This is a genomic window from Phenylobacterium aquaticum (genome assembly GCF_022695515.1).
Lineage (GTDB): Bacteria > Pseudomonadota > Alphaproteobacteria > Caulobacterales > Caulobacteraceae > Phenylobacterium > Phenylobacterium aquaticum.
In genome coordinates, this window is sequence record NZ_JALDPT010000007.1 from 55,780 (window position 1) to 82,762 (window position 26,983).

Consider the following 26,983-nt stretch of genomic DNA (forward strand, 5'->3'; position numbering starts at 1 on the left):
CTTAAAGCCGACTTTAAGACTAGGAATTGAAGCGCGGCAGCGAGTTCTTCTCAATCGGCCTATCAGGAGCCCTGATCGATCACGCCGCCTTGAGGGTCTTTGTGGTGGTTTCCCGGTCCAGGGCGCGCTGGGTGGCGGGACGGGCCAGGGTCCGGCGGGCGTGGGCGGACAGGTGCGGGAAGGCGGTGACGTCGATGGCCAGCCGCTCGGCCCACCGCCAGAACACCAGGGCGTAGGGATCGACGAGGCTGAAGCCGTCTCCCAGCAGCCAGGGCCGTGCGTCGGACAGCCGGTCGTCCAGCTCGCCATAGGCGGTCAGCACGTTCTCGCGGCCTCCGGCCTTCAGCGCCGCCCAGGCGTTCTCATCGCGGGTGAAGCGCTCCGGGCGGAAGGCCTGGGCGAAGGAGACATGCACCCCGCTGGCGAACCAGCCGATCAGCTCATAAGCGCGGCCCAGCGCCAGGGTGTCGTCGAGCGGCAGCAGGTTCGCCTTGGGAAACAGCCGGGCGATCACCGACAGAACGGCGACGTTCTCGCCGATGGTCTGGCCGTCGACGGCCAGCACGGGCACTCGGCCGCGGGGGTGGATCGCCAGATAGTCCGGGGTGCGCTGGTCGCCTTCGGCGAGGATCAGGCGCACGGCGTCATAGGCGGCGCCCGCCTCCTCGAGCCCGACCAGGGCGGGCAGGGAACAGGATCCGCCTGCGAAATAGAGCGTCAGGGACATGGCCGGTCTCCTCCTTGTTCGGCCTTCAGATCACGTAGAAGCCGTGGGACCCGTCGCGCGCCAGCTGGTCGACCAGGCCGTATTCCCAGTCGAGATAGGCCTGCATGGCCTCCGCGGCGTTGTCCGTGCCCTCGTAGGGCCGGCGATAGATGTCATCGACGAAGGTCGCCGCCTGGAGACCGGGCTCCAGCGCCCCGCCCGCGGCGACCCAGGCCGCCGTGCCGCCCTCGAGCGCGAAGACCCGGCGCTCGGTCAGCCCCGCGAAGTCGACCGCGGCCAGGCGGGCCAGATCGCCGTCGGGCGAGGTGAAGACGACATCCAGCCCCTCGGGCAGGACGATCAGCGCCTGGGCCAGGCTGGCGCGCACCCCGAACCAGGCGCCGGGAATGTGGCCCTTGCGGTGCTGGGCGCTGGGGCCGACGTCGATGACCACGAGGTCGCCCCGCGCCGCGAACTCGCCGGCTGTCAGGGTCGGGACATCGGGCAGGGGCGGGCGGGTCGGACACCAGGACCCGCGCTCCAGCACGCCGTCGAACCCGCCGTCGAGCACATAGACCTCCCACCCCATCTGGGCGAGCCAGGAGGCGCTCATGTCGGCCCGTGCGCCCTTATCGTCGGCGAGCACGATGCGGGCGCCGCGCACGGGGGCGAAGACGTCGGTCTCCTGCACCAGCTGGCCGCCGGGCGCCGAGCGGAAGCCGGGGATGTGGCCGGTGGCGTATTCCTCCGGCGTGCGCACGTCGAAGCGATAGAGGGTGCGGCGTTCGTCACGGTCCAGGATGTCCAGGGTCCGGGTGTCGATGTGCTTCACCCCGGCGCGGTAGGAGACGGCGCGGGCCGCTTGGCGCGCCTCGGCCTCGCGGTCGGGAGAGGTCGGGGGGAACCGCCCGTCGCGGCCGTGCTCCAGGGACTGGCCGGCCAGGGTCCAGCCGATGGTGCCGTTGCGCAGGGCGTAGACCTTGTTGGGCAGGCCGGCGTTGATCAGGGACTGGGCCCCGATGATGCTGCGGGTGCGGCCAGCGCAATTGACGATGATGGTGGTGGAGGGATCGGGCGCGATCTCCCGCGCCCGCAGCACCAGTTCGGCGCCGGGCACGCTGACCCGCGCGGGATGCTCATGGTCTGGTATTCCTCGAACCGGCGCGCATCGAGCACCACCAGGTTCGGCTCGCTTTCGATCAGGGCCTTGGCGTCCGGGGCGGGCACCGACGGCGTATGGCGGCGAGACTCCACCAGCTCGCCAAAGGCCTTGCTGGCCGAATTGACGTCCTGGAACAGCTCCAGGCCGGCGCGCCGCCAGCCCTCCAGGCCGCCTGCGAGGGCCGTCACGTCCGTGTAGCTCAGCCGGGCCAGGAGCTCTGCCGCGCGTGGGACCAGGCCCTCGCCGTTATCGTAGAGCACGATCTTCGTGTCTCGCCGCGGAACCCGGTCGAGGATCTCCAGCTCCAGCCGGCTGAGCGGCAGCTGGGCGGCGAAAAGCGGGTGGTCCTTGGCGAAGGGATCCTCCTCGCGCAGGTCGATCAGGGCGATCTCCTGGCGGCTGATCCAGGCCAGGCGGACATCGGCCGGGGTGGTCTCGGAGATCATGACGCGGTCTTCTGCGAGGCGTCCCAGAGATTGGGGACGGTGGTGTTGGAATAGCCGGAGATGAAGGTCTTGGGCTCGCCGTTGGCGCTGAAGGTGTGGCGGCTGACCGCGCCGATATTGGCCCCATAGACATGGATCGAGACCGAGGTGCGGTCGTCATAGGCGTTGGCCACGCGATGGACGTCGCCCACGGTCGGCGACACCGCCTCGACATCGCCCGGCGACAGCCGATGGACCTCGCCGACCGGGGCAAGCCGGCCCGTCGCCACCTCATAGGCCTGGGCGAGCTCGGCCCCGCGCAGGACGCCGACCAGACCCCAGACCGTGTGGTCATGCACCGGCGTCGCCTGGCCCGGCCCCCAGACGAAGCTCACCACCGAGAACCGCTGCAGGCTGTCGCAATGCAGCAGGTACTGGCGATAGCGGGTCGGGTCGGGAACCGCATAGTCGTCGGGCAGCCAGTCGTCATGGGAGACCAGATCCTTCAGCAGGCCGCCGCCGACCTCCAGGATCCGAGCCTCGTCGTCCGTCGCGTCGAGCAGGCTGGCGAGGTTCACCACGAAGTCGCGCAGGCGCGGGAGATTGGGCTGGGTCATGAGGTCAACATAGTCACTGAAGGAATGCGATCGATTTGAGATCCGCATTCAGGGTGGTCGTCCAGAGCGGCCGGACATCCACGGCCGTCGGAATGACGCCGGCCTGGGCGAAGGTGTCGGCGACCTGCTGCTGCGAAGCGATGGCGTCGTCGGTCACCGGCCCCAGCTGTGTCGGGCCGCTGCGTTCCTTGTGCTGCTGCAGATAGATCTCGGCCGGCACGCCCGTGGCCTTGGACTGGGCGGCGGCCCAGATCTCGGGATTGGTCTCGCCCCACTGATAGGCTTTCTGCAGCCGGCCCAGATAGTCGACGATGGCGGCGCGGCGGGCGGGATCGTCGAGGGCCTCGGTCAGGGCCGCGTGGACGAAGTTCCCCGACAGCCGCCCCAGGCCGGTGGTCAGGACCCGGGCGTTCAGGCGGGCCCGGGCGATATTGCCCTGAACGCCATAGATCACCCAGGCGTCGATCGCACCGCGGCCGAAGGCGGCCAGGCCGTCCTGGGGGCTGAGCGCGACGGGCTGGATGTCGGCGAAGGTCAGCCGGCTCTCGGCCAGCAGGCGCAGCAGGAAGTAGTGCGAGGTCGTGGCCTTCACATAGCCGACCCGCTTGCCCTTCAGTCCGGCGCCGAGCGGATGGGCGAGCCGTCCGGAACCAGCACCACCTGCGAATTGACGTCCGCGCGCTGGACCGCCGCCTGCCGCAGCAGGGGCGCCTTGCCGGCCACGAAGATCGGCGGGATCTCGCTCATCGAGCCGATGTCGAGGGCCTTGGCGCTGATCGCCTCGGTGATCAGGTTGCCGCCGGCGAACTCGGAATAGACGACATTGTACGGCGTGTCGGCGAGCCCCGCGGCCGGCAGCAGGTTCTGCACCCCGCCCTTGTAGGTGCCCACCCTCAGGGTGACGCCGGCCGCCGGTCCATGGGTCCGGGGCGCGCAGGCGGCGAGGGCCGCGGCGCCCGCCAGGACGCCGCGCCGTGACAGATCCAGGGGCGAGGCCATCAGTCGAACAGGTCCGGCTCTTCCTCGGACACCACCTCCCAATAGGGCTCGAAGGCGTAGATGCCGCCGATCTCGCTGCCCATCTGGCCGGCGGTCAGTTTGGCGATGTGGTGCTGCATGGGCCGGGTCTGGCCCGCGGCTTCCGCCAGCAGTTGGGCCTGGCAGGCGTTCTCCATGGCGAGATAGCGCCAGACGGCGGCCTCGACGGAATGGGCGACGGTCAGCAGGCCGTGGTTCTGCAGGATCACCGCCTTCCGGTGACCGAGCGCCTGGGCGATCTTCTCGCCCTCGCTGGTGTCGAGCACCACGCCGGAGAATTCGGTGAAGATGGAGTGGTCGTCATAGAAGGCGGCCGAGTCCTGGGTGATCGGATCGAGCAGGCGCCCCAGCGCCGACCAGGCCTTGCCATAGAGCGAGTGCGAATGGGCCGCGGCCACCACGTCGGGGCGGGCCTTGTGCAGCTCGGAATGGATGGCGAAGGCGGCGCGGTTTAGGCGCGGCTTGGCGTGGGCCGGCGGCTGGACGATCTCGCCCTCGTGATTGACCAGCATCAGGTCGGAGACGGTGATGCGGCTGAAGTGCACGCCCGCCGGATTGACCCAGAACTGGTCGGGGAACTCGGGGTCGCGGGCGGTGATGTGGCCGGCGCCGCCCATATCGAAGCCGTTGCGGGCGAACAGGCGATAGCCCGCGGCCAGCCGCTGCTTGCGGTGCAGACGCTCTTCCTCGACCGAGGCGCGCCGGGGGATCGCGGCGGGCTGGGCGGTGGCGCGTTCCGGCAGCACAGTCTCCAGCTTGGCGGGATGCGGGGCCGGGCGGCCCTGGGGGCTGGACAGGGGCTGGACGGTCATGGGGGCTCCGTGGGTCAGTAGCCGCGCGCGGTGTCGACCACGTCGGCCAGGGGCGCGCCCTGGCGGAAGCGGGCGAGGTTCTCGGCGAACTGGGCGGCCAGGTTCTGGCGGGTGTCGGGGGTGTGAACCGAGGTGTGGGGCGAGAGCCGCACGCGCGGATGGCTGTAGTAGCGATGGTTGAAGGGCAGGGGCTCGGGATGGGTGACATCCAGGCTGGCGAGCGCCACCCGGCCGTCGTCCAGGGCGTCCAGCAGGGCGTCGTCGTCGATCAGGGCGCCGCGGGCGATATTGATCAGGTGCAGGCCGGGCTTGGCCTTGGCCAGCAGGGCGGCGTTGATCATCCGCTCGGTCTGCGGCGTCGCCGGCGCGGCCAGCACCACATAGTCGGAGCGCGCGAACAGCTCCTCCAGGTCGTCCAACTGCTCGACGCCGGGCTCGGCGATCGGGGTCCTGGAGCGACGCACCGCCAGGACGTTCAGGCCGAGCGCGCGGGCGCGGGGGGCGAGCGCCTCGCCGATGGAGCCGAAGCCCACCAGTCCGAGCGTGCGGCCGGCCACCAGGCTGATCGGGGTGGGCGCCCACTGCTCGAACCGGTCGATCCAGATCTCCGGCAGGCGCTTGGCCTGGGCGAAGATGGCGGCCAGAGCGAACTCGGCCAGGGCCACGGCCGAGGCGCCGCGGGCCGAGGTCACGACGGGGCCGTCGAACAGCCAGTCGGGATAGAAGTCGATGCCGACCGAGACCAGCTGCACCCACTTCACGTCGAAGGGCCAGCCGGGCGGGGCGCGCAGCGGCAGGGAGCCACCGGCCTTGCGGAACGGCGCGGCGATCAGCACCTCGGCCTCGCGGGGCAGACCGGCGGGCGAACCCGGCGGAACGCCGACGATCTCGATCTCCGGCAGCCGTTCGGCGAAGGCGGTGTTGAAGGTCTCGTTCAGCTGGCTGGCGACGACGATGCGACCCATGGTCAGCTCGCCGCCAGGCTGGCGAAGGCCGCCTTGCCGACCCCGGTCAGGACCACATCGGCCTGGGGCGAATGGATGCGGCCGCAAAGCACGTCGCGATAGTGGCGCTGCAGGGGGTTGTGGCGAGACAGGCCGGGGTTGCCCGAGGCCGCGATCGCCTTCTCCACGGCGGCGATGGCGTTCTCGGTGACCAGGTGTTTGACCAGCCCGCCCTGGGCCGGGCCCAGCCGGCCCTCCGCGGCGCTGTCCAGCAGCACCTTGTTCTGCAGCAGCAGGCCGTCGATCTCGCCGACCAGCTCCTGGAAGCGGGGCAGGGTGGAGAGCGAGGCGCCGAGATTGGCGGGCTTGCGCTCGATCAGCCAGCGCACGAACCAGTCGCGCGCCGCATGGGCGACCGCGTTATAGATCGCCGCGGTCAGGACCGGCGACCAGACGGCCATGGCCGGATCCGGCGCCTGGGGCGCGCCCAGGGGCTTGGGATCGAGGGCGTGATGGGCCGGGATCGGGGTGTTCTCGAACACCACGTCGTGGCTGCCGGAGGCGCGCAGGCCGGTGTGGTCCCAGGTCTCCTCGATGCGGCGGCCCGGCGCGTCCCTGTGCACCAGGAAGCCGCCGACCCGGGGCGTCTCCTCGTCGGTGCGGGCCCAGACGATCATCCAGGTGAGCGCCGGCGAGCCGGTCGAATAGATCTTGCGGCCCGACAGGCTCCAGCCGTCGGCCGTGCGGCGGGCGACCGTGGCGGGCAGGCCGCCGCGCGCCGGGGTGCCGAGCTCGGGCTCGACCCTCAGGGCGTTGATCAGGGCGCCGTCCTTGATGGCGTCGCGCACCACCTGGACCTTCAGCTCCTCGGTGAAGCCGCCGCGGCCCTCCAGGGAGGCGTGGAACAGGTACTGCATCAGCAGCACCAGGGCGGTAGCCGGTTCGCCGCGGGCGACCGCCTGGATGACCCGCAAGGTGGTCGGCAGGTCGGCTTCAAGGCCGCCGAGCCGGGCCGGCGCCGTCAGGGCCAGCAGGCCGTTGCGGTGGAGGGCCGCGAAGTTCTCGAACGGGAAGCTGGAGTCGCGGTCGTGATCGGCCGCCGTGGCCGCGAAGGCCTGCGTCAGCTGCGGCAGGATCAGGTCGAGGTCGGGGCGGGCGGGCGCTTCGACGGCGCGGAGGGCGGAGGGGCTCACGCGACCATCTCCCCGCTCGGAAAGGCGACCAGGGCGCCTTCGGTCGGCGCGGGCCGGCGGGCCGGCGCCTCGACGCCGAGATGGCCGAGCAGCCGGGTGCGGATGGCGTGGAAGGCGGCGTCGGGATCGCGCGGGCGGGGCAGATCGATCCGCTCCTCGGCGGCGATGCGGCCCTCGTCCAGCACCAGCACCCGGTCGGCCAGGGTGATCGCCTCGTCGACGTCGTGGGTGACCAGCAGCACGGCCGGGTTGTGGGTGCGCCACAGGGCCAGGACCAGGCCATGCATGCGGATGCGGGTCAGGGCGTCCAGCGCCGCGAAGGGCTCGTCCAGCAGCAGCAGGCCGGGCTCGCGGACCAGGGCGCGGGCGAGCGCCACGCGCTGAGCCTCGCCGCCCGACAGCGTCGCCGGCCAGGCGTCCAGCCGGTGGCCGAGCTGCACTTCGCCGAGCGCCGCCTCTGCCCGGTCGCGGACGCCGGGGCCGGACAGGCCGAGCGCCACGTTGCGCCAGACCTTCTTCCAGGGCAGAAGGCGCGGATCCTGGAACACGATGGCCTTGGCGGCCGGCGTGGTCACCGCCTGGCCATCGGCCGGGTCCAGGCCGGCCAGGGTGCGCAGCAGGGTGGTCTTGCCCGACCCGCTGCGGCCCAGAAGGGCGACGAACTCGCCGCGCCCGATGTCGAGGTCGAGATCGTGCAGGACGGTGGTCTGTCCGAACCGGCGGGTGAAGTTGCGGACCCTGACGGCCGGCTGGGCGGCGACGGGCAGGGCGACTTGGAGGGGGTGCGACACGGGGTCGGCCTTTCCGAAAATCAGGACTTGATGAAGGAGGGACGCCAGGCGAGCGCCCGCGTCTCGAGGGTGCGCACGATCTGGTCGGCGGTGAGCCCCAGGGCGGCGTAGACGATCAGGCAGACGACGATGACGTCGGTGCGCATGAAGTCGCGGGCGTTGTTGATAAGATAGCCGAGGCCCGCCTGGGCGTTGATCTGCTCGGCCACCACCAGCACCAGCAGCGCCACGCCCATGGCGTAGCGCAGCCCCACCAGGAACGAGGGCAGGGCGCCCGGCAGGATCACATGGACGATCAGGTCCAGGCCCTTGAGGCCGAAGCTGCGGGCCGCCTCGATCAGCCGGGCGTCGACGCCGCGCACGCCGGAGAACAGGTTCAGATAGATCGGGAAGGTCGTGCCCACCGCGATCAGGGTGATCTTCGGCGTCTCGCCGATGCCGAACCAGACGATGAACAGGGGCGTGAGCGCGAGGCTGGGGATGGTGCGCTTGATCTGCATCAGCGGGTCGACCGCCGTCTCGCCGATCCGCGACAGCCCCGAGACCAGGGCGAGCGTCGTCCCCACGATCAGGCCGATCGCCAGGCCCGCCGAGGCTCGCGCCAGCGAGACCACCAGATTGCGCGGCAGCTCGCCGCTGACCGTCATCTCCCACAGGGTGACCAGCACGGTCGACGGCGCGGCCAGGATGCGGGGCGGAATGACCCCGGTGCGCGAGCCCAGCTCCCATAGCAGCAGGAGCAGGACCGGCGACAACCAACGCGCATGGCTCAACTGAAAGCGCGGCAGGCTCAGTCCGATAGGATTTCTATCGATCGTCAATAGAGACACTGGAAGACCTCCGGGCCTTTGCGCGCCAAGGGAAATTTGCGCTTTGCCTTTCCGGAGAAAGCCTTCTAATTCCTATCAACTCAATAGAGTTATCTTGAAGCGACCCATTAGAGGTTCTCATAGTTGGACATGTCCCGATGGCCGTGAATCTGCCCACCGAGCTGCTGCGAAGCTTCGCCGCGATCGTCGACTCCGGCTCCATGCTGCGGGCGACGGAGCGGGTGTTCGTCACCCAGTCGGCGCTCAGCCTTCAGATGAAGCGCCTGGAGGAAACGGTGCAGACGCCGCTCTTCCACCGCGACGGTCGACGCCTGGTGCTGACCCCCACCGGCGAGACCCTGCTGGCCTATGCCCGCGACATCCTGTCGATGAACGACCAGGCGGTGGCCGCGGTCACCGGCGACGCCCTGGCGGGGCCCGCGCGCGTCGGCCTGGTGCAGGACTTCGCCGAGACCCTGCTGTCCGGCGTCCTGTCCCAGTTCGCCCAGCTGAACCCCGACGCCCAGCTGCAGGTCCGGGTCGGGGGCTCCCAGGAGCTGATCGATCTCCTGAACTCCGACCGCCTGGACGTGGTGCTTTGCATGGGGGCCAGCGACGACCTGGCGGCCATCCGCACGGCGCCGACCATCTGGCTGGGCGACGACGCCCTCCTGGCGCAGGAGGTCTTGCCGATCGCCGTGCTCGAGCGCCCCTGCCGGTTCCGCGACGCCGCCCTGTCGGCGCTGGACAAGTCTGGCCGCCCCTATCGGGTGGTGCTGGAGACCCCCAGCCTGTCGGTGCTCCGGGCCGCGGTGAATTCCGGGCTCGGCGTCACCTGCCGCACCGAGATCTTCTCCACCCGCCGCCTGGGCGAGGCGGAGGCTGCGACCCTGCCCGACCTGCCGGGCGTCGCCTATGTGCGCCACGTCCGCGCCAAGCCGCACCCGACCATCGATCGCCTGGCGGAGCTGATCCGCACGGCCGTCCTCGACCTCCAGACCCCGGTATCCGCATGAGCCAACGCCTCGACGACCCCGCCCTCGACCGCCTGTTCCGCATCGCCCGCACCCGCAACGGTTGGACCGCGGAGGAGATCTCCGACGCCCTGATCCGCGAGATCTACGACACGGCCAAGTGGGGCCCGACCGCGGCCAACAGCAACCCGGCCCGGTTCCGGTTCCTGAAGAGCCTGGAGGCGCGCACGCGCCTGGGCGATCTCGCCTCTGCCACCAATCGCGAGAAGATCCTGGCGGCGCCGGTCTGCGTGATCGTGGGCTATGACCTGGACTTCGCCGAGAAGATCCCCGAGCTGTTCCCGCACAATCCGGGCGCCAAGGCCTGGTTCGCCAATCCTGAGGCTGCCCGCGTCACCGCCGTGCGCAACGGCACGCTGCAGGGCGCCTATCTGATGATCGCGGCCAGGGCGCTCGGCCTCGACTGCGGGCCGATGTCGGGGTTCGACAACGCCGCCGTGGACGCCGCCTTCTTCGCCGGGACCAAGATCCAGTCGAACTTCATCTGCAATATCGGCCACGGCACGGACGAGGGGCTGTTCGACCGCAATCCGCGCCTGGCCTTCGAGGACGCCTGCCAGATCCTCTGAGCAAAGATCCTCTGACAGGCGCCCCCGATCGTCACGCCGCGGCGGTCCGGCTCCGGGCCGCCGTGTGGCGATTGACGGGGAAGTCGAGACCCAGGCTCTCGCGCAGGGTCGTGCCCTCGTATTCGGTCCGGTAGAGCCCGCGGGCCTGCAGGATCGGCACGACGGTCTCGACGAACACCTCCAGCTGGCCGGGCAGGGACTCGAAGACCATGAAGCCGTCGGCGCCGCGGGCCTCGAACCAGGTCTGCAGCGCGTTTGCGACCTGCTCCGGCGTGCCAACGAAATTGCTGCGCGGGGTGGCGAAGCGCAGGGCGACCTGGCGCAGGGTCAGGCCTTCCTCCCGCGCGGCGGCCAGGATCTTCAGCGAGGCGCTCTGATTGCTGTTGGCGCCGTGCTCGGCGACTTCCTGCGGGAAGGGCGCATCCAGGTCGTGGCGCGAGAAGTCATAGTCGTTGAACGGCCGGCCCAGCATCGAGAGCGCGTTCTCGATCGAGACCAGATTGGCCAGCTCCTGATACTTGGCCTCGGCCGCCTCCGGCGTCGCGCCGACCACGGGCCGGACGCCCGGCAGCACCACCACCTGGTCGGGATCGCGCCCGGCGCCGGCCGCGCGGGCTTTGAGGTCGGCGTAATAGGCCTGGGCCTCCTGCAGCTCATTGTGGGAGACGAAGATGGCGTCGGCGCGCTTGGCGGCGAAGGTCTTGCCGTCCTCCGAGGCGCCGGCCTGGAAGATCACCGGCTGGCCCTGGGGCGAGCGGGCGATATTGAGCGGCCCCTTCACCTGGAAGAACTCGCCCTTGTGATCGAGGGCATGCAGCTTGGCCGGGTCGATGAACTGGCCCGTGGCCTTGTCATGGACGAGGGCGTCGTCCTCGTAGGAATCCCACAGCCCCTGGACCACGTCGAGATGCTCGCCCGCCAGCCGGTAGCGCAGGTCGTGGGCGTAGTGATGGTCCTTGGAATAGTTTTGGGCGCTGCCCTCCAGCCAGGAGGTGACCACGTTCCAGCCGGCCCGGCCGTGGCTGATATGGTCGAGGGAGGCGAACTGGCGCGCGGCGTTATAGGGCTCGGTGTAGCTCGAGGTCACGGTCGCCACGAGGCCGATATGATCGGTGGCGCCGGCCAGGGCCGAGAGGATGGTCAGCGGCTCGAAGCGGTTGAGATAGTGCGGGCTCGACTTCTCGGTGATGAACACGCTGTCGGCCACGAACACGAAGTCGAACTTGCCGGCCTCGGCCACCTGGGCCTGGCGGCGATAGAAGGCGAAGTCGGTGCTGGCGGTGGGTTGGGCGTCTGGATGACGCCAGTCGCCCCAGCCGGGGCCGACCCCGTGCAGTATGAAACCGAGCTTGATCTTGCGTGGGTTCGACATGTCGCCGCCTCCGAGGTTTAGGTTGGCGGGACAGTTGTCAGGCGGTCAGGCCGTCATCCATGGAGTATTGGTCATGAGACTCATCAGCGCTCATGATTTCTAATCGCAAGAAGGCCTCGATCACCGGCGACAGAGGCGAATTCGGGTCGTGATTACAGAGCACAGTTGTGATGCTCATATGGGTGATGAGCCATTGAAATATCTTCAAATCTCATAGTCGGGGAAGAAAAACTCGGTCGCCCCGGCGGGCGCGGCCGGCGGATAACTGGGGTCAGGTTCAACACCGGTCCACAACGCCCATGTCCCAACGCGACGACGCCGTCCGCCCCTTCTGGTTCATTCCCACCCATGGCGACGGCCGCTGGCTGGGGGTGGGGCACCAGTCCCGCATCACCGATTTCAGCTACCTCGCCCAGGTGGGCCAGGCCGCCGACCGGCTGGGCTTCGAGGGCGTGCTGCTGCCGACCGGGCGCACCTGCGAGGACTCGTGGGTCGTGGCCAGCGCGCTGGCGCCCCTGACGCAACGGCTTAAGTTCCTGGTCGCGGTGCGGCCCGGGGTGACTTCGCCCCTGTTCGCCGCCCGCCAGGCCGCGACGCTCGACCGGGTCAGCGGCGGGCGGCTGCTGATCAATGTGGTGGCCGGCGGCAGCGCGCCGGAACTGGCCGCCGACGGCGTCTTCGTCAGCCATGACGACCGCTACGCCCTGACCGACGAGTTCCTGACCATCTGGCGCAGGCTGATGGCCGGCGAAAAGGTCGACTTCATCGGCCAGCACCTCAAGGTCGAGGGCGCGGAGCTGCTGTTCCCGCCGGTGCAGCAGGGCGGTCCGCCGCTGTTTCTTGGCGGCTCGTCCGATCCGGCCCTGCAGGTCACCGCCGACCACATCGACCACTATCTGACCTGGGGCGAACCCCCGGCCCAGGTGGCCGAGAAGCTCGACCAGATCCGTCGCCTCGCCGACGTCACGGGCCGCCAGGTGCGGTTCGGCGCCCGCTTCCATGTCATCGTCCGCGACACCGACGCCGAGGCCTGGGCGGAGGCCGACCGCCTGATCAGCCGCCTCGACGACGACGTCATCGCCAAGGCCCAGGCCGGTCAGGCGGCGCAGGACTCCGTCGGCCAGGCCCGCATGCGCGCCCTGCACGGCGGGCGGCGCGACAAGCTGGAGATCTATCCCAATGTCTGGGCCGGGGTCGGCCTGGTACGCGGCGGGGCGGGCACCGCCCTGGTCGGCTCGGCCGACAGCGTCGCCGAGCGCATCGCGGAATACCGGGCGCTGGGCGTCGAGACCTTCGTCCTGTCCGGCTATCCGCACCTGGAAGAGGCCTATCGCACCGCCGAGCTCCTGTTCCCCAAGCTCAATATCGCCGCCAATGACGACGCGGCGCCCCGCGCCAAGGTCCGGGCCGGTCGGGCCGGGGAGGCCGGAGTCTATTTCTCCCACGGCGGCCAGGTCGCCGCCGGGCCGTCCTAGCGTTCAAACCTCCAAGGAACTTCCATGTCTCTCTGGTCGCGCCGGACCCTGATGTTCGGCGCGGGCGCCGTGGCGCTCAGCGCCTGCGCGCCCGCAAAGGGCCTCAAGCCCATCCGCATCGGCGTTCAGAAGAGCGGCGTTCCCTTCCTCGCCAAGGCGCGCGGCGGGCTCGACGTCGCGCTCAAGGACGTCGCCGGGGCGGTCCAGTGGGTGGAGTTTCCGTCCGGCCCGCCGATGATCGAGGCCATGGCCGCTGGCGCCGTCGATTTCGGCCTGGTCGGCGAGAGCCCGCCGGTCTTCGCCCAGGCCGCCGGCGCCCCCATCGTCTATGTCGCGGCCCAGCCGGTCACCGGCGCGGGCTCGGCCCTGCTGGTTCCCAAGGCCTCACAGATCCAGTCGGTCGCCGAGCTCAAGGGCAAGCGCGTCGCCTTCACCAAGGCCAGCTCCGCCCACCTGTTCGTGGTCGAGGCCCTGAAGCAGGCCGGCCTGACGCTCGCCGACATCCAGCCGATCCAGCTCAGCCCCGGCGACGCGGCCGGCGCCTTCGCCTCCGGCGCCATCGACGCCTGGTCGACCTGGGACCCCTATTATGCCCTGGCCCAGCGCGACCAGCAGGCCCGCGCCCTGGTCACCGGCGAACACCTGCCCAAGACCAGCTCGTTCTATATCGCCACCCGCGGCTTCGCCGAGGGCTCGCCCGACGCGCTCAAGGCCCTGCTCGCCGCGCTGAAGATCCACGCCGACTGGGGCCAGGCGCACCGCGACCAGGTGGCCCAGATCATCGCCGCCGCCACCGGCCTGCCCGCCGACATCGCCCAGGCCGCGCTGCGCCGCGGCCGCTACGCCGTCGATCCCCTCGACGACGCCATCCTAGCCGGCCAGCAACAGGTCGCCGACACCTTCCACGCCATCGGCGCGATCCCGGCGGCTGTCCGGGTGCGCGACGCCGCCTGGCTGGGCTGGAAGGGCTAGGTCCGCGAAGGGCCGCCTCGACGTTCTGCGTCAATTCCGGACGTAGTCCGCGATGAGAACATCTTGCGAACAGAGAACAAAGCGGGTACCCATGAGTCCTGACGGGGCGCGGCGAACTGCGGCCGGTCGGGTTGGCGGAATCATGGAATAAGGAGCGCCCATCATGTCTAACCAATCGGCGTTGAAGCTCGTGGCAAGAGAAGAAGGCGATAAGCAGCGGGCGCTCGAAGCGGCGCTGGCTCAGATAGACCGGGCGTTCGGCAAGGGCTCGGTGATGAAGCTGGGCGACAAGGCCACCATGGAGGTCGAAGCCGTCTCCACGGGGTCGCTGGGCCTGGACATCGCGCTCGGGATCGGCGGTCTGCCCAAGGGCCGGATTGTCGAGATCTACGGGCCGGAAAGCTCCGGCAAGACCACTCTGGCCCTGCACGTGGTGGCCGAGGTCCAGAAGGCCGGCGGCACCGCCGCCTTCGTCGACGCCGAGCATGCGCTCGATCCCGCCTACGCCAAGAAGCTGGGCGTCAATCTGGATCAGCTCCTGGTCTCCCAGCCGGACACCGGCGAACAGGCCCTGGAGATCACCGACACCCTGGTGCGCTCGGGCGCCATCGACATCATCGTCATCGACTCCGTCGCGGCCCTGACGCCGCGGGCGGAAATCGAAGGCGAGATGGGCGACAGCCTGCCGGGCCTTCAGGCCCGCCTGATGAGCCAGGCGCTGCGCAAGCTGACCGCCTCGATCTCCAAGGCCAAGACCCTGGTCATCTTCATCAACCAGATCCGCATGAAGATCGGGGTGATGTACGGCTCGCCGGAGACCACGACGGGCGGCAATGCGCTCAAGTTCTACGCCTCGGTCCGCCTCGACATCCGCCGCACCGGCTCGGTCAAGGTCCGCGACGAGATCGTCGGCAACAATGTCCGCGTGAAGGTGGTCAAGAACAAGGTCGCGCCCCCGTTCCGCGAGGTCGAGTTCGACATCATGTATGGCGAGGGCATCTCCAAGCTGGGCGAGATCATCGATCTCGGCGTCAAGGCCGGGGTGATCGAGAAATCCGGCTCCTGGTTCTCCTGGAGCAGCCAGCGGATCGGCCAGGGTCGGGACAATGTGCGCGAGTTCCTGCGCAACAATCCCGACATCGCCAGCCAGATCGAGGCCCAGGTCCGCGGCGCCAAGGACGTCATCGAGGAAGAGCTGCTGGTCGGCCCCTCCGAGACCGACGACGAATAGGCGCCCGCGGGCGTCTGTCACCTCTCAAGATCTCTCTCCAGAGATCCCGACGGATGGCCGTTCCGGCGCCTGTGGCTTCGGGAGGCGCCGCCAACCCCGCTGTCCTCAAGCCTGGCGCTTAGGACCCCGCGCGGCTGTCCGTCGGGCCAGGACTCCGGACCTCCGCGTCCGGACGTCCTTTTTCTTTGGCGAGCGCGCCCAAGTTTCGTAAACGGTCCCCTTTCCGCAGCGCAGCACCAGCGCGGCGGGACCTCCCATTTCGACCCCAAGCGTTTCAGAGCCATGCCGAGCCTCAACGAGATCCGCGCCACCTTCCTCGACTATTTCCGCGAGCGGGAGCACCTGATCATCCCTTCGGCTCCGCTGGTGCCGCAGAACGATCCGACCCTGCTGTTCGTCAATGCCGGCATGGTGCCGTTCAAGAACTACTTCACGGGCGCCGAGACCGCTCCGGCTCCGCGCGCGGCCTCGTCGCAGAAGTCGGTGCGCGCCGGCGGCAAGCACAACGACCTCGACAATGTCGGCTACACGGCCCGCCACCACACCTTCTTCGAGATGCTGGGGAACTTCTCCTTCGGCGACTATTTCAAGGAAGGCGCGATCACCCACGCCTGGACCCTGCTGACCGAGGTCTTCAAGCTTCCGCCCGAGAAGCTCTGCGTCACCGTCTATCACACCGACGATGAGGCCGCGGACCTGTGGAAGAAGATCGCCGGCCTGCCGGACGAGAAGATCATCCGCATCTCCACCAACGACAATTTCTGGTCGATGGGCGACACCGGACCCTGCGGTCCGTGCTCGGAGATCTTCTACGACCACGGCGCCCACATCCCCGGCGGCCCGCCCGGCAGCCCGGACGAGGACGGCGACCGGTTCGTGGAGATCTGGAACCTGGTCTTCATGCAGTTCGAGCAGTTCGCCGACGGCACGCGCAAGCCGCTGCCCAAGCCGCAGATCGACACCGGCATGGGCCTGGAGCGCATCGCCGCCGTCCTGCAGGGCGTGCACAACAACTATGACATCGACCTGTTCCGCACTCTGATCGCGGCCTCCCAGGCCCTGGTCGGCGACGGCGGCGACATCGCCTCGCACCGGGTCATCGCCGACCACCTGCGCTCGACCAGCTTCCTGATCGCTGATGGCGTCTCGCCGTCGAACGAAGGCCGCGGCTATGTGCTGCGCCGGATCATGCGCCGCGCCATGCGCCACGCCCACTTGCTGGGGGCGCAGGAGCCCCTGATGCACCGCCTGGCCCCCGTGCTGGTGGCCGAGATGGGCGAGGCCTATCCGGAACTGCGCCGCGCCGAGCCGGTGATCGTCGAGACCCTGCGCCAGGAGGAGGAACGCTTCCGCCGCACGCTGGGCCGCGGCATGGCCCTGCTGGACGAGGCCACCGCCAACCTGCCGGAAGGCGGGGTCCTGTCTGGCGACGTGGCCTTCAAGCTCTACGACACCTACGGCTTCCCGCTCGACCTCACCCAGGACGCGGTCCGCGCCAAGGGCCTGACCGTCGATCTCGACGCCTTCGACGTGGCCATGAAGCGCCAGAAGGACATGGCCCGCGAGGCCTGGTCCGGCTCCGGCCAGGCGGCGGCGTCGGGCGAGTGGTTCGCGATCCGCGAGCGCCTGGGGGCCACCGACTTCATCGGCTATGACACCGTCGAGGCCACGGCCGCCCTGAAGGCCCTCGTGGCCGACGGCGCCGAGATCACCGAGGCGGGCGCCGGCAAGACCGTGTTCGCGGTGTTCGACCGCACCCCCTTCTACGCCGAGAGCGGCGGCCAGGCCGGGGACACCGGCGAGGTCGAATGGGCCGACGGCAAGGGCAAGGTGCTGGACACCCAGAAGCAGGCCGGCGACCTCTTCGTGCACGAGATCGAGGTGACCGAGGGCATCCTCACCGTCGGCGATCAGGCCCGCCTGGCGGTCGACGCCGAGCGCCGGCTGACCACCCGCTCCAACCACTCCGCGGCCCACCTGGTGCACGCGGCGCTCCGCCATGTGCTGGGCCCGCACGTCTCCCAGAAGGGCCAGCTGGTCGATGGCGAGCGCATGCGCTTCGACTTCAGCCATGGCGGCCCGCTGACACCGGCCGAGATCGAGGCCATAGAGGCCGAGGTCAATGCGGTGATCCGCCAGAACCTGCCGGCCGTGACCGAGGAGATGGCCCCTGACAAGGCCATCGAAGCCGGCGCCATGGCCCTGTTCGGCGAGAAGTACGGCGACAAGGTCCGGGTGCTGACGCTTGGCCAGGCGCTGGAAGGCGAGGGCGCCTATTCGGTCGAACTGTGCGGCGGCACCCATGTGGCCCGCACCGGCGACATCGCGCTGTTCAAGATCATCTCCGAAGGCGGGGTGGCCGCCGGCATTCGCCGCATCGAGGCCCTGACCGGCGAGGCGGCGCGCCGCTGGCTGACCGAACAGGCCGGCGTCGCCAAGGCCCTGGCCGACCAGTTCAAGACCCCGGTCTCCGAGGTCCTGGCCCGGGTCGACGCCCTGGAGGCCCAGCGCCGCAAGCTGGAAAAGGAACTGGGCGACGCCAAGCGCCAGCTCGCCATGGGCGGTGGCGGCGGCGCGGCCCCGGCGGCGATCGAGGAGATCGCCGGTGTCCAGGTCATGGCTCGGATCATGGACGGCGTCGGCGGCAAGGACCTGCGCCCCATCGCCGAGGAGTTCAAGAAGCAGGTGACCGACGGGATCATCGCCCTGGTCGGCGTCGCCGACGGCAAGGCGGCGGTGACCGTGGCCGTCACCGGCGCGGCGGCGGGCAAGTTCTCGGCCGTCGATCTGGCCAAGGCCGCCGTGATCGCCATGGGCGGCCAGGGCGCGGGCGGCCGGCCCGACTTCGCCCAGGGCGGCGCCCCGACGGCGCCAAGGCCAGCGAGGGCCTGGACGCCATCAAGGCCGCCGTCCGGCTGACTTGACCTGGATCACGGCCTCACCGCCCCCGCGCGCCATGGTGCGCGCGGGAGGACGGCATGGACGATCTGATTTCGAAACTGCGTGCGGCGCTCGGCGACCGGGGCGTGCTGGCGGGTGACGACGCCCGTGACGCCGCCGCCCAGACCTGGTCGCGGCTGGGCGTCCCCCTGGGCATCCTGCGGCCGGCCTCCACCGCCGAGGTGTCCGCGGCGCTGAAGATCGCCCATGCGGCCGGCGCGGCCGTCGTCCCCTGGGGCGGGCGCACCGGCCTGGTCGACGGCGCCCAGGCCGAGGGGGCGCTGGCGCTCTCCCTGGAGCGCATGACCGCCATCGAGGAGATCGATGTCGAGGCCTCGACCCTGACGGTCCAAGCCGGCTGCCCCCTGCAGACCGCCTGCGAGGCCGTCGAGGCGCGCCATCTGCTGCTGCCCCTGGACCTGGGCTCGCGTGGCTCGGCCACCATTGGCGGGACCATCTCCACCAATGCCGGCGGCAACCGGGTCCTGCGCTACGGCATGATGCGCGACATGGTGCTGGGGCTGGAGGCGGTGCTGGCCGACGGCACGGTCGTCACCGCCCTGAACGGCCTGATCAAGAACAACGCCGGCTATGACATCAAGCAGCTGTTCATCGGCTCGGAGGGCACGCTCGGCGTCGTCACCCGCGCGGTGCTGCGCCTGCGGCCCCAGGCGCTCAGCCAGGACGTCGCCCTGCTGGGCGTGGAGCGCTTCGACGACCTGCCGCGGCTGCTGCGCCATCTGGAACGCCGGCTCGGCGGAACCCTCTCGGCCTTCGAGGTGATGTGGAAGAGCTTCCACGACCTCGTCACCACCGAACCCGCCAAGGGCCGCCCGCTGCTGTCCGGCGACTATCCCTATTACGTCCTGGTCGAGACCCTGGGCGCCGATCCGGCCGCTGACGCCGAGCGGTTGGAGGCCGCCCTGGCCGAGGCCGCCGAACTGGACCTGATCGCCGACGCGGTATTTGCCCGCTCCGAGACCCAGGCCAAGGCGATCTGGGCCTTGCGCGACGACGTCGCCCAGGTCGCCCGCGACGGGCCGATCCTGACCTTCGACGTCAGCCTGAAGATCTCGGCCATGGAGACCTACGTGGCCGAGCTGGAGGCCGCGCTCCAGACCCGCTGCCCCGGGACCCGCCTGGTGGTCTTCGGCCATCTGGGCGACGGCAATCTGCACCTGATCGTCAGCCTGAGAGACCGCGACGCCCGCGCGGCGATTGAGGAGATCGTCTACGGCCTGGTCCGGGCCCAGCAGGGCTCGATCTCCGCCGAGCACGGCATCGGCCTGCAGAAGCGCGACTATCTCGGCTGGACCCGCAACCCCGCCGAGATCGCGGTGATGCGCACCCTGAAGACCGCGCTCGACCCGAAGAACATCCTCAATCCCGGCAAGGTGCTGGCGGGGTAGGGGGGCTGTTCCCTCCACACAACCCAGGTCGCGTGCAAGTGCCGTCCTTCTCCCCTTGCGGGAGAAGGTGTCGTCCGACTGGACGACGGATGAGGGGTCTCTCAGAACTCTCCGTCGACGTTGGTGCTGTGCGGTGGAGAGGCCCATCGACCCCTCATCCGACCCTGCTCCGCAGGGCCACCTTCTCCCTCAAGGGGAGAAGGATGCGGAAACGTCTACCCAGCCCCCCAACCTCACGTCCGCGCGAACACGCAGAGCTTGTTGCCGGTCGGGTCGCGGAAATAGGCGCCGTAGAAGCTGGTCGATTCGGGCGGCCGCGGCCCCGGCGCGCCCTCGTCCTGGCCGCCGGCCGACAGCGCCGCGGCGTGGGCCGCATCGACGGCCTCCTTCGACGGGGCGAGATAGCCGATCATGATCCCGTTGCCGGCCCGCGCCGGTTCGCCGTCGAAGGGCGGGCAGATATAGGTGTCGGCGTCGGCGCCCTTGGGGCCATAGCCGGCCCAGCCGCCCTGGAAGAAGCTGCGCTCGCGGCCCATCGCCCCGAACACCGCGTCATAGAAGGGGAGGGACGCCTCGACGTCGAGCGCCCCGATGGTGACATAGCCGATCATGTTCGGTTCCTCCGCTGAACAGGCCGGCAGCCTAGCTCACGAAGGGAACAAAACAAGAACTATTTCGTCTTAGGCGGCAGCTTGATGTTGACCAGCTTCCAGCTGAACCAGCCCTTGCGCTCGAAGGTGAACACCGTCTCGCGCTCCGGGGCGCCCGGGTCCTTCACGGCCAGCCGCGTGCGGTTCGGGTCCCAGAACTGGGTGCGCGGCCAGTTCTGGTGCAGCGCGGCCTCCACATGGGCCTTGAAGGTCGCGGGCGGCGGGGGCTCGGCCGGGGCCTTGCCGGGGGCGTAGCCGCGGGTGAGCGCGTGCAGCCCCTCGACGCTGACATAGCGCTCCACCGCCGGCGGCGGCGGGGTGAGCGGCTGGATCGCCTGGCGCAGGGCGCCCAGCGGATCGGTCCAGACGCTGGGCGGCGGGGTGGCCGGCGCCGGCTGGTCGGTGAGCTGGGCCTTCAGCGAGGCGCGCACGGCGTTGTAGTCGATCAGTTCGGCCAGGCCCTGGGCGTCGCCGTCGCGAGCGTCGGCCTTCAGGGCGCGGAAGGCGAACCAGGGCGCCGCCAGGAAGGCGGAGGCCGCGATCAGCAGCAGCACCAAGATCAGGTTGAAGAAGTTGCGCGCCATGCCGCCCGCCTCGCGATCTCGCTTGCTCATGGGAAAGGATTAACACGCCCTGGCCGCGCAACCAGCCTTTCCGCCCATCAGGCGAGCCGGGCGGCTTGCGCGCGCGTCCCAACGGCGCGAGGCTCGCTCCATTGTTTGAACCATAACGAGGCCCGGGGAGGGCCCTATTTGATGTCCAGCGACAGCGCCATTGCGCCCAAAATCAACCCGAACGGAACGCTGAAGGGCAAGACCGCCCTGGTCACCGGCGCCAGCCGCGGCATCGGCGCGGCCATCGCCGCCCGGCTCGCCATGGAAGGCGCACGCGTCGTCGTCTCCGCCCGCACGGCGGAGGAGGGCGAGAGCCGCCTGCCCGGCACGCTCGCCGAGACCGTCGAACACATCCGCGCCGCCGGCGGCCAGGTCGCCTTCATCAAGGCCGATCTCGCCCAGGCCAGCGAACGCGAGCGGCTGGTCGAGGAAGCCGAGGCGACCTTCGGCCCCATCGACATCCTGATCAACAACGCCGCCATCACCTTCTTCATGCCGGTGGTCGAGTTCACTGAGAAGCGCTTCAAGCTGATGATGGAGGTCCAGGTCTACGCCCCCTTCCACCTGTCCCAGTTGGTGCTGCCGGGCATGATCGCGCGCAAACAGGGCTGGATCGTCAACATCTCCTCGCCGGCCGGCATCCATCCGCAGAAGCCCTATCGCGGCAGCCGCGGCGGCACGGTCTATGGCCTGTGCAAGGCGGCGCTGGAGCGGTTCACCACGGGTCTGGCCTCCGAGGTCCAGGCCGACGGGATCGCGGTCAATGTCGTCTCGCCGGGCCTGGTCGACACCCCCGGAGTGGCCGTCCACGGCCTGATCAACGAGGCCACCAAGGACCGCGTCCAGCCGATCGAATATATCGCCGAAGCCGTCTATCAGCTCAGCAAGGGCGACCCCGCGACCATGACCGGCCGCGTCGACTACGCCGAGCCCCTGCTCAAGGAACTCGGCCTGGAGCCCTCCGCGCTGATTTAGCGCCTCTTCTCCCTCTCCCCACGTCGTGGGGAGAGGGCCGGGGTGAGGGGCTCTTTCGGCCCGACGGCCCTAATCATCCTTCGTCATCGTCGCAATCCCATCGGCGAAGCGCCGCATCAGCCGCGACAGCTGCTCGATATCGGCGGGGTCCCATCCCTCGAACAGGGCGTGCGCCATGCGCATGCGCGCGGCGTCGACCTGGTCGGTCATGGCCTTGCCCTTGGGCGAAATGACCGCGTTCCGCACCCGGCGGTCCCGGGCGTCCGCCTGCCGTTCGACCAGGCCCAGGCTCTCCAGCTTGGCGACCTGGCGGCTGACCGTCGTGTGGTCGCGACCCGCCCGATCGGCCAGATCCACCACGCCTATGGGGCCGAACCGCTCAATGCCGAGCAGCAGCGGGAACAGGGCCCGGTCCAGGGAAATTCCCGCCTCGCGCAGCATGGCCTCGTCGGCCTGCGGCCGGTTCATAAACACCGTCACGTCCACCAGGGCCGAGTGCAGGACGCGGAACGGCGCCTCAATATGTGTATTTTGCACGGTTTTTCTTGACGTCATGGCGCGATCCTATTTATGTGCATAATGCACACAATGAGGTCGCTATGGCAAACCCCGACATCGACATCCTGATCTGCGGCGCGGGCGCCGCCGGCCTGACCCTGGCCATAGACCTGGCCCGTCGCGGCGTGTCCTTCCGGCTGATCGAGAAGCGCGAGACGCCCTTCGACGGCTCGCGGGGCAAGGGCGTCCAGCCCCGCAGCCAGGAGGTGTTCGAGGATCTCGGCGTCCTGGACAAGCTGATGGCCAGGGGCGGCCTCTACCCGCCCCAGCGCCACTATCGGCCCGACGGCGGCTTCACCGACAGGCTGATGAGCGACCCGGTCCCGGCCAGCCCGGCCGAGCCCTATCACTGGGCCCTGATGGTCCCGCAGTTCCTGACCGAGGCCGTCCTGCGCGACCGCCTCGCCGAACTGGGCGGCGTGGTCGAGTTCGGCTGCGAGCTGACCGCCTTCACCCAGGACGACGAAGGCGTCACCGCCAACCTCATGGGACCCCGGGGCCCGGAAACCGTGCGCGCCCGATATCTGATCGGCGCCGACGGCGGACGCAGCTTCGTGCGCCGGGCGCTCGGCATCGGCTTTCCGGGAAAGACCCTCGGGGTCCGCGCCATCGGGGCCGACGTGGCGGTGACTGGTCTGGATCGGGAGGTCTGGCACGAATGGAACGACGGCGACATGGCGCGCCAGGTCGGGCTGGGACCCCTGCCGGGCACGGATCTCTTCCAGTTCCAGGCGCCGATCCCATTGGAGGGCGAGGTCGATCTCTCCGTCGCGGGGCTCAACGCAATTCTCACGGCGCGCAGCGGCCGCGACGATATCCGCATCACGGCGGTGCATTGGGCCTCGGCCTTCACCATGAGCGCGCGGCTCGCCGACCGTTATCGCGAAGGCCGGGTGTTCCTCTGCGGCGACGCGGCCCACGTGCATCCGCCGACCGGCGGCCAGGGCCTGAACACCAGCGTGCAGGACGCCTACAATCTTGGCTGGAAACTGTCCGCGCGCCTGTCTGGCGCGCCAGACGCGGTGCTGGACTCCTACGAGGCCGAGCGGCGGCCGGTCGCCGCCGAGGTTCTCGGCCTGTCGGGCCGTCTGCTCGATGCGGCGAAACAGGGCGAGTCCAAGCGCGGACGGGAGGTCAGCCAGCTGGACCTGTCCTATCGTGGCGGCGCCTTGGCCCATGACACGCGGGGTGGCGCCCTGGCCGCTGGCGATCGCGCGCCCGACGCGCCGGTGATCGGCGCCGCGGGACAGCCGGTTCGCCTGTTCGAGCTCTTCAAGGGCCCGCATTGGACCCTGCTCCTGGGTGGCTCCGCCACGGCCCCCGCCGCCCGCAAGGGTCTTTCGATCCATCGCGTCGGCGGCGACATCCAGGACAGGGCCGGATGCCTGGCGGACGCCTACGCCCTCGGATCCGACGAGGCGATCCTGGTCCGCCCGGACGGCTATGTCGGGGCTGTCCTGGCCTCGGCCGCCGCCGCGGGCCTGGACGGCTATCTCGCCCGCGTGGGTTTGGAGCTGTCGCCGTCGATCTAGGGCGGTGCGAACCGGATCTGGGGCGCCCCGCACTTGCAGGACGGGGCGCGCTTCGTCAGATCGGCGCATCTTCGGGGGACGAGATGATGATGCGTTTGAACACCGGCCTAGCGGCCGCCGGACTGGCTTTGGCGGTGTGGATCGCGGGCGTCGCGGCCCCGGCTCACGCCGCCGCCCCTGTCCTCGCCGTGGTGCGCAAGGGCCCGGTCCTCACCCTGACCGCGGGCGGCAAGCCGGTCGCCCGGTTCACCAACAGCGCCGCGCTCGAATGGATCGAAGTGGGCGGCGCCGTCATCAAGACCGCCGCCGGCCCCAAGCCGGTCTTCACTCTGTCCCCGAACTATCCCAATCCCCAGGACGAAGAGGAGGCCGGGGACCAGCCGAACTATCTGTTCGACGAGACCGGGCGGCTGTTCTGGATGATCGAGGGTCAGTTCAATCCGGGCAAGAGCGTCCTGCTGGTGAACCAGCACGAGACCTTCGCCATCGACGACTATGAGGCCCGCTTCAGTCTGGAGGACTTCACCCGCACGCCGCACCTGAAGTTCGCCTTCAAGTCCAACTGCTATGTGGAAGACTGGGTCAGCGACACCGAGCTCAAGGCCCGCTGCCCGCGCACCACCGCCAGGGGGCCGGTGGTGGAGACCGACGCCGTGGTCCGCAAGGTCTCGCCCACCCAGTGGCGGCTCACGGAAAAGGCCCTGCCGAAGGCGAAGCTCCAGGTCGGCCCGACAATCCGCCCACCCTGTTCAACGAACTGGTGACGGGCGTGCGCGCGCCGCCCGAGGTCCAGGCCCTGCCCGACGATCTGGCGGCGACCTACAAGCGCTTCTGACCCCGCCGGGCCCTTGCCAATCGGCCCGACGCTCCGTCACATCGCCGCCTTCGTGGGAGTCTGACGATGACGCGGTGGATGGGCGCCCTGGCGGGCCTGGTTCTGGGGATGACGATGGCGGGTACGGCGGATGCGCAGAAGCTGACGGCCGAGCGGGTATATGCCGCGCCGGACCTTTCGGGGCCCCGCGCCCGCGGCGTCAGCCTGTCGCCCGACGGCACGCTCGCCACCTATCTGAAGGCCAAGGCCGACGATCCGCGCATGACCGATCTGTGGGCCGCCGACATCGCGGGTGGCGAGCCCCGCCTGCTGATCGACGCCCGCGCCCTGATCCCCAAGGACCGCGAGCTCTCCGAGGCCGAGAAGAGCCGCCGCGAGCGCCAGGGCGTCCAGACCCGCGGCGTCGTGGCCTATGACTGGGACGACCAGGGCCGCTTCATCCTGGTCCCGGTCGAGGGCGACCTCTGGCTCTACAGCCGCGCCGACGGCCAGGTCAGCCGCCTGACCAACACCACCGACGACGAGATCGACGCCAAGGTCTCGCCCAAGGGCGGCTTCGTCTCCTTCGTGCGGTCCGACAATCTCTATGTCCTGCCGCTCGGCGGCGGGGCGGAAAAGGCGCTGACCACCGACGGGAGCGAGCTGAAGAGCTGGGCCACCGCCGAGTTCATCGCCCAGGAGGAGATGGACCGTCAGACCGGCTATTGGTGGAGCCCGGACGAGCGCCGCATCGCTCTGACCCATGTCGACCAGACCGGCGTCGATGTGGTCGAGCGGGCCGACATCGGCCCGACCGGCGCGACCATCGTCAGCCAGCGCTATCCCCGCGTCGGCCGGCCCAATGCGCGGGTCGACCTCTATGTCGCCGACGTCGCCACCGGCGCGCGGGTCAAGGTCGACCTGGGCCCCGATCCCGACATCTATCTGGCCCGCGTCGACTGGGCCAAGGACGGCAAGACCCTCTACGTCCAGCGCGAGACCCGCGACCAGCGCCGCCTCGACCTGCTGGCCGTCGACGTCGCCACCGGCGCCGCCCATGTGATCCTGAGCGAAACCAGCCCGCACTGGATCGACCTCTCCGACGACTTCCGGGCGCTGAAGGACGGCGGCTTCCTTTGGTCCTCGGAACGCTCCGGCTGGAAGCACCTCTATCTCTATGGCCCCACCGGCAAGCTGGTCCGCCAGGTGACCGAGGGCGACTGGCCGGTGGACGCCATCCAGGGCGTGGACGAGGTCCGCGGCGTGGTCATCTTCACCGCCAACAAGGACACGCCGATCGAACGGCGGCTCTATGAGGTCTCCTACAAGGCCCATGCTGCGCCCAAGGCGATCACCAAGGCCGGCGGCTGGTGGACGGTGAAGGTGGCCAAGGCTGGCGGCGCCTTCGCCGGCACCTATGAGGATCCGGCCACCCCGCCCCAGACCGGCGTCTATCGCGCCGACGGAACCCTGGTCCGCTGGATCGAGCACAACGAGCTCGCCGAGGGCCACCCTTATTTCCCCTACGCAAAGCGCCTGCGCGTCCCGACCTTCGGGACCCTCAAGGCCAGTGACGGCGCCGACCTGCACTGGATGATGCGCACCCCGCCGGGCTTCGATCCCGCCAAGCGCTATCCGGTCATCGTCAAGGTCTATGGCGGGCCGGGCAGCGCTCTGGTCCGCAAGATCTGGGCCGACCCCGCCGACCAGCTCTATCTGGAGGCCGGCTTCATCCTCTTCACCCTGGATAACCACGGCACGCCCAACCGCTCGGTGGCCTTCAAGACCGCCATCGACCGCAAGCTCGGAACCTGGGAGGTCGCCGACCAGACCGCCGGCGCCAACTACCTGAAGACCCTGCCTTACGTGGATCCCGCCCGCATCGGCGTCACCGGCTGGTCCTATGGCGGCTACATGACCCTGATGCTGCTGACCGCGCCCAACACCCCGTTCGCGGCCGGCGTCTCCGGCGCCCCGCCCACCGACTGGACGCTCTACGACACCCACTACACCGAGCGCTACATGGGCACGCCCAAGGACAACGCCGCCGGCTATGCGGGCTCGGAGGTCACCGCCCGGGTCGACGGCCTCAAGCCGGACGCCCTGCTGCTCATGCACGGCATGGCCGACGACAATGTCACCTTCGACAACTCGACCCGGCTGATGGCGGCCCTGCAGGCCAAGGCCATCGCCTTCGAGACCATGCTCTATCCGGGCCTGCGCCACCGCGCCGGCTGGACCCAGGCCCACCTCAAGCACCGCACCGAGGCGACCATCGCCTTCTTCACCCGCAAGCTGACCCCGACACCCGCGCCCTAACCCTCATCCGCTCACCCCTGCC

Annotated in this window: 25 protein-coding genes and 1 pseudogene; 11 read left to right on the plus strand and 15 right to left on the minus strand. The window is 69.7% G+C overall.

All coding sequences use genetic code 11. The features are described from left to right. Positions 1-79 precede the first annotated feature (79 nt). The 11 genes from MQH10_RS07200 to MQH10_RS07250 are packed head-to-tail and all read right to left on the minus strand — an operon-like array spanning position 80 to position 8,443. Positions 80-727 (minus strand): glutathione S-transferase family protein, encoded by a 648-nt coding sequence (locus MQH10_RS07200; protein ID WP_242563390.1) that lies wholly within the window; start codon positions 725-727, stop codon positions 80-82. 25 nt (positions 728-752) lie between these two features. Beyond that, positions 753-1,823: a rhodanese-like domain-containing protein gene (locus tag MQH10_RS07205; RefSeq protein WP_242563391.1), complete on the minus strand. Its 1,071-nt coding sequence runs from the start codon at positions 1,821-1,823 to the stop codon at positions 753-755. Continuing rightward, on the minus strand, positions 1,709-2,314 hold the full coding sequence (locus MQH10_RS07210; protein ID WP_242563392.1) for a rhodanese-like domain-containing protein: 606 nt from the start codon (positions 2,312-2,314) through the stop codon (positions 1,709-1,711). Before MQH10_RS07210 ends, MQH10_RS07205 begins: the two co-directional genes overlap by 115 nt. Further along, complete coding sequence (locus tag MQH10_RS07215; protein WP_242563393.1) at positions 2,311-2,910, minus strand: cysteine dioxygenase family protein; 600 nt, start codon at positions 2,908-2,910, stop codon at positions 2,311-2,313. The genes MQH10_RS07210 and MQH10_RS07215 overlap by 4 nt, the downstream gene beginning before the upstream one ends. A gap of 13 nt (positions 2,911-2,923) precedes the next feature. Next, positions 2,924-3,502, minus strand: coding sequence for a type 2 periplasmic-binding domain-containing protein (locus tag MQH10_RS07220; protein WP_242563394.1), 579 nt, complete (start codon positions 3,500-3,502; stop codon positions 2,924-2,926). 20 nt (positions 3,503-3,522) lie between these two features. Further along, a complete protein-coding gene (locus MQH10_RS07225; RefSeq protein ID WP_242563395.1) occupies positions 3,523-3,909 on the minus strand; it encodes a type 2 periplasmic-binding domain-containing protein in 387 nt (128 codons plus the stop codon). Then, positions 3,909-4,760, minus strand: a complete 852-nt coding sequence (locus tag MQH10_RS07230) for a class II aldolase/adducin family protein (protein ID WP_242563396.1) — start codon at positions 4,758-4,760, stop codon at positions 3,909-3,911. The genes MQH10_RS07225 and MQH10_RS07230 overlap by 1 nt, the downstream gene beginning before the upstream one ends. 14 nt (positions 4,761-4,774) lie before the next feature. Next, positions 4,775-5,725 (minus strand): D-isomer specific 2-hydroxyacid dehydrogenase family protein, encoded by a 951-nt coding sequence (locus MQH10_RS07235; protein WP_242563397.1) that lies wholly within the window; start codon positions 5,723-5,725, stop codon positions 4,775-4,777. Positions 5,726-5,727: 2 nt separating this feature from the next. Further along, positions 5,728-6,897, minus strand: a complete 1,170-nt coding sequence (locus MQH10_RS07240; RefSeq protein WP_242563398.1) for an acyl-CoA dehydrogenase family protein — start codon at positions 6,895-6,897, stop codon at positions 5,728-5,730. After that, a complete protein-coding gene (locus tag MQH10_RS07245) occupies positions 6,894-7,688 on the minus strand; it encodes an ABC transporter ATP-binding protein (protein ID WP_242563399.1) in 795 nt (264 codons plus the stop codon). Before MQH10_RS07245 ends, MQH10_RS07240 begins: the two co-directional genes overlap by 4 nt. 20 nt (positions 7,689-7,708) lie before the next feature. Beyond that, the gene (locus tag MQH10_RS07250) at positions 7,709-8,443 is read right to left on the minus strand and encodes an ABC transporter permease subunit (protein ID WP_242563400.1); all 735 of its coding nucleotides are present in this window, start codon (positions 8,441-8,443) and stop codon (positions 7,709-7,711) included. Positions 8,444-8,655: 212 nt separating this feature from the next. Between MQH10_RS07250 and MQH10_RS07255 the strand changes: the two genes are divergently transcribed. Together MQH10_RS07255 and MQH10_RS07260 are read left to right on the plus strand one after the other, a co-directional pair. Then, positions 8,656-9,513, plus strand: a complete 858-nt coding sequence (locus MQH10_RS07255; RefSeq protein ID WP_242563401.1) for a LysR substrate-binding domain-containing protein — start codon at positions 8,656-8,658, stop codon at positions 9,511-9,513. Then, a complete protein-coding gene (locus tag MQH10_RS07260) occupies positions 9,510-10,100 on the plus strand; it encodes a malonic semialdehyde reductase (RefSeq protein ID WP_242563402.1) in 591 nt (196 codons plus the stop codon). Before MQH10_RS07255 ends, MQH10_RS07260 begins: the two co-directional genes overlap by 4 nt. A gap of 31 nt (positions 10,101-10,131) precedes the next feature. Here MQH10_RS07260 and MQH10_RS07265 read toward each other — a convergent pair whose 3' ends face one another. Continuing rightward, positions 10,132-11,472 carry an LLM class flavin-dependent oxidoreductase gene (locus MQH10_RS07265; protein ID WP_242563403.1) on the minus strand — a complete coding sequence of 447 codons (1,341 nt, stop codon included), beginning with the start codon at positions 11,470-11,472 and terminating at the stop codon, positions 10,132-10,134. 299 nt (positions 11,473-11,771) lie between these two features. Between MQH10_RS07265 and ssuD the strand changes: the two genes are divergently transcribed. From ssuD to MQH10_RS07290, 5 genes and pseudogenes are all read left to right on the plus strand, one after another. Next, positions 11,772-12,947 carry an FMNH2-dependent alkanesulfonate monooxygenase gene (ssuD, locus tag MQH10_RS07270; RefSeq protein ID WP_242563404.1) on the plus strand — a complete coding sequence of 392 codons (1,176 nt, stop codon included), beginning with the start codon at positions 11,772-11,774 and terminating at the stop codon, positions 12,945-12,947. A gap of 24 nt (positions 12,948-12,971) precedes the next feature. Continuing rightward, complete coding sequence (locus MQH10_RS07275; protein ID WP_242563405.1) at positions 12,972-13,919, plus strand: aliphatic sulfonate ABC transporter substrate-binding protein; 948 nt, start codon at positions 12,972-12,974, stop codon at positions 13,917-13,919. 163 nt (positions 13,920-14,082) lie between these two features. Beyond that, positions 14,083-15,150 carry a recombinase RecA gene (gene recA, locus MQH10_RS07280; protein ID WP_242563406.1) on the plus strand — a complete coding sequence of 356 codons (1,068 nt, stop codon included), beginning with the start codon at positions 14,083-14,085 and terminating at the stop codon, positions 15,148-15,150. Positions 15,151-15,432: 282 nt separating this feature from the next. After that, positions 15,433-18,074 (plus strand): annotated as a pseudogene (gene alaS, locus MQH10_RS07285) (alanine--tRNA ligase). A gap of 54 nt (positions 18,075-18,128) precedes the next feature. Further along, positions 18,129-19,499 (plus strand): FAD-binding oxidoreductase, encoded by a 1,371-nt coding sequence (locus MQH10_RS07290; RefSeq protein WP_242563407.1) that lies wholly within the window; start codon positions 18,129-18,131, stop codon positions 19,497-19,499. 233 nt (positions 19,500-19,732) lie between these two features. Here MQH10_RS07290 and MQH10_RS07295 read toward each other — a convergent pair whose 3' ends face one another. Both MQH10_RS07295 and MQH10_RS07300 read right to left on the minus strand, forming a co-directional pair. Beyond that, the gene (locus MQH10_RS07295; protein ID WP_242563408.1) at positions 19,733-20,110 is read right to left on the minus strand and encodes a VOC family protein; all 378 of its coding nucleotides are present in this window, start codon (positions 20,108-20,110) and stop codon (positions 19,733-19,735) included. A gap of 59 nt (positions 20,111-20,169) precedes the next feature. Then, positions 20,170-20,763: a DUF2939 domain-containing protein gene (locus MQH10_RS07300; protein ID WP_242563409.1), complete on the minus strand. Its 594-nt coding sequence runs from the start codon at positions 20,761-20,763 to the stop codon at positions 20,170-20,172. Positions 20,764-20,904: 141 nt separating this feature from the next. Here MQH10_RS07300 and MQH10_RS07305 point away from each other — a divergent pair, with 141 nt between their 5' ends. Beyond that, positions 20,905-21,738 carry an SDR family NAD(P)-dependent oxidoreductase gene (locus tag MQH10_RS07305; RefSeq protein ID WP_242563410.1) on the plus strand — a complete coding sequence of 278 codons (834 nt, stop codon included), beginning with the start codon at positions 20,905-20,907 and terminating at the stop codon, positions 21,736-21,738. A 69-nt stretch (positions 21,739-21,807) separates the two neighbouring features. Here MQH10_RS07305 and MQH10_RS07310 read toward each other — a convergent pair whose 3' ends face one another. Next, on the minus strand, positions 21,808-22,275 hold the full coding sequence (locus MQH10_RS07310; protein ID WP_242563411.1) for a MarR family winged helix-turn-helix transcriptional regulator: 468 nt from the start codon (positions 22,273-22,275) through the stop codon (positions 21,808-21,810). 62 nt (positions 22,276-22,337) lie between these two features. On the opposite strand from MQH10_RS07310, the gene MQH10_RS07315 reads away from it, so the two are divergent. From MQH10_RS07315 to MQH10_RS07325, 3 genes are all read left to right on the plus strand, one after another. Beyond that, positions 22,338-23,828 (plus strand): FAD-dependent oxidoreductase, encoded by a 1,491-nt coding sequence (locus MQH10_RS07315; protein ID WP_242563412.1) that lies wholly within the window; start codon positions 22,338-22,340, stop codon positions 23,826-23,828. 89 nt (positions 23,829-23,917) lie between these two features. Continuing rightward, complete coding sequence (locus tag MQH10_RS07320) at positions 23,918-24,592, plus strand: hypothetical protein (RefSeq protein ID WP_242563413.1); 675 nt, start codon at positions 23,918-23,920, stop codon at positions 24,590-24,592. Between the two features lie 137 nt (positions 24,593-24,729). After that, positions 24,730-26,961 (plus strand): S9 family peptidase, encoded by a 2,232-nt coding sequence (locus MQH10_RS07325; RefSeq protein ID WP_242563414.1) that lies wholly within the window; start codon positions 24,730-24,732, stop codon positions 26,959-26,961. The last annotated feature ends 22 nt before the right edge of the window (positions 26,962-26,983 follow it).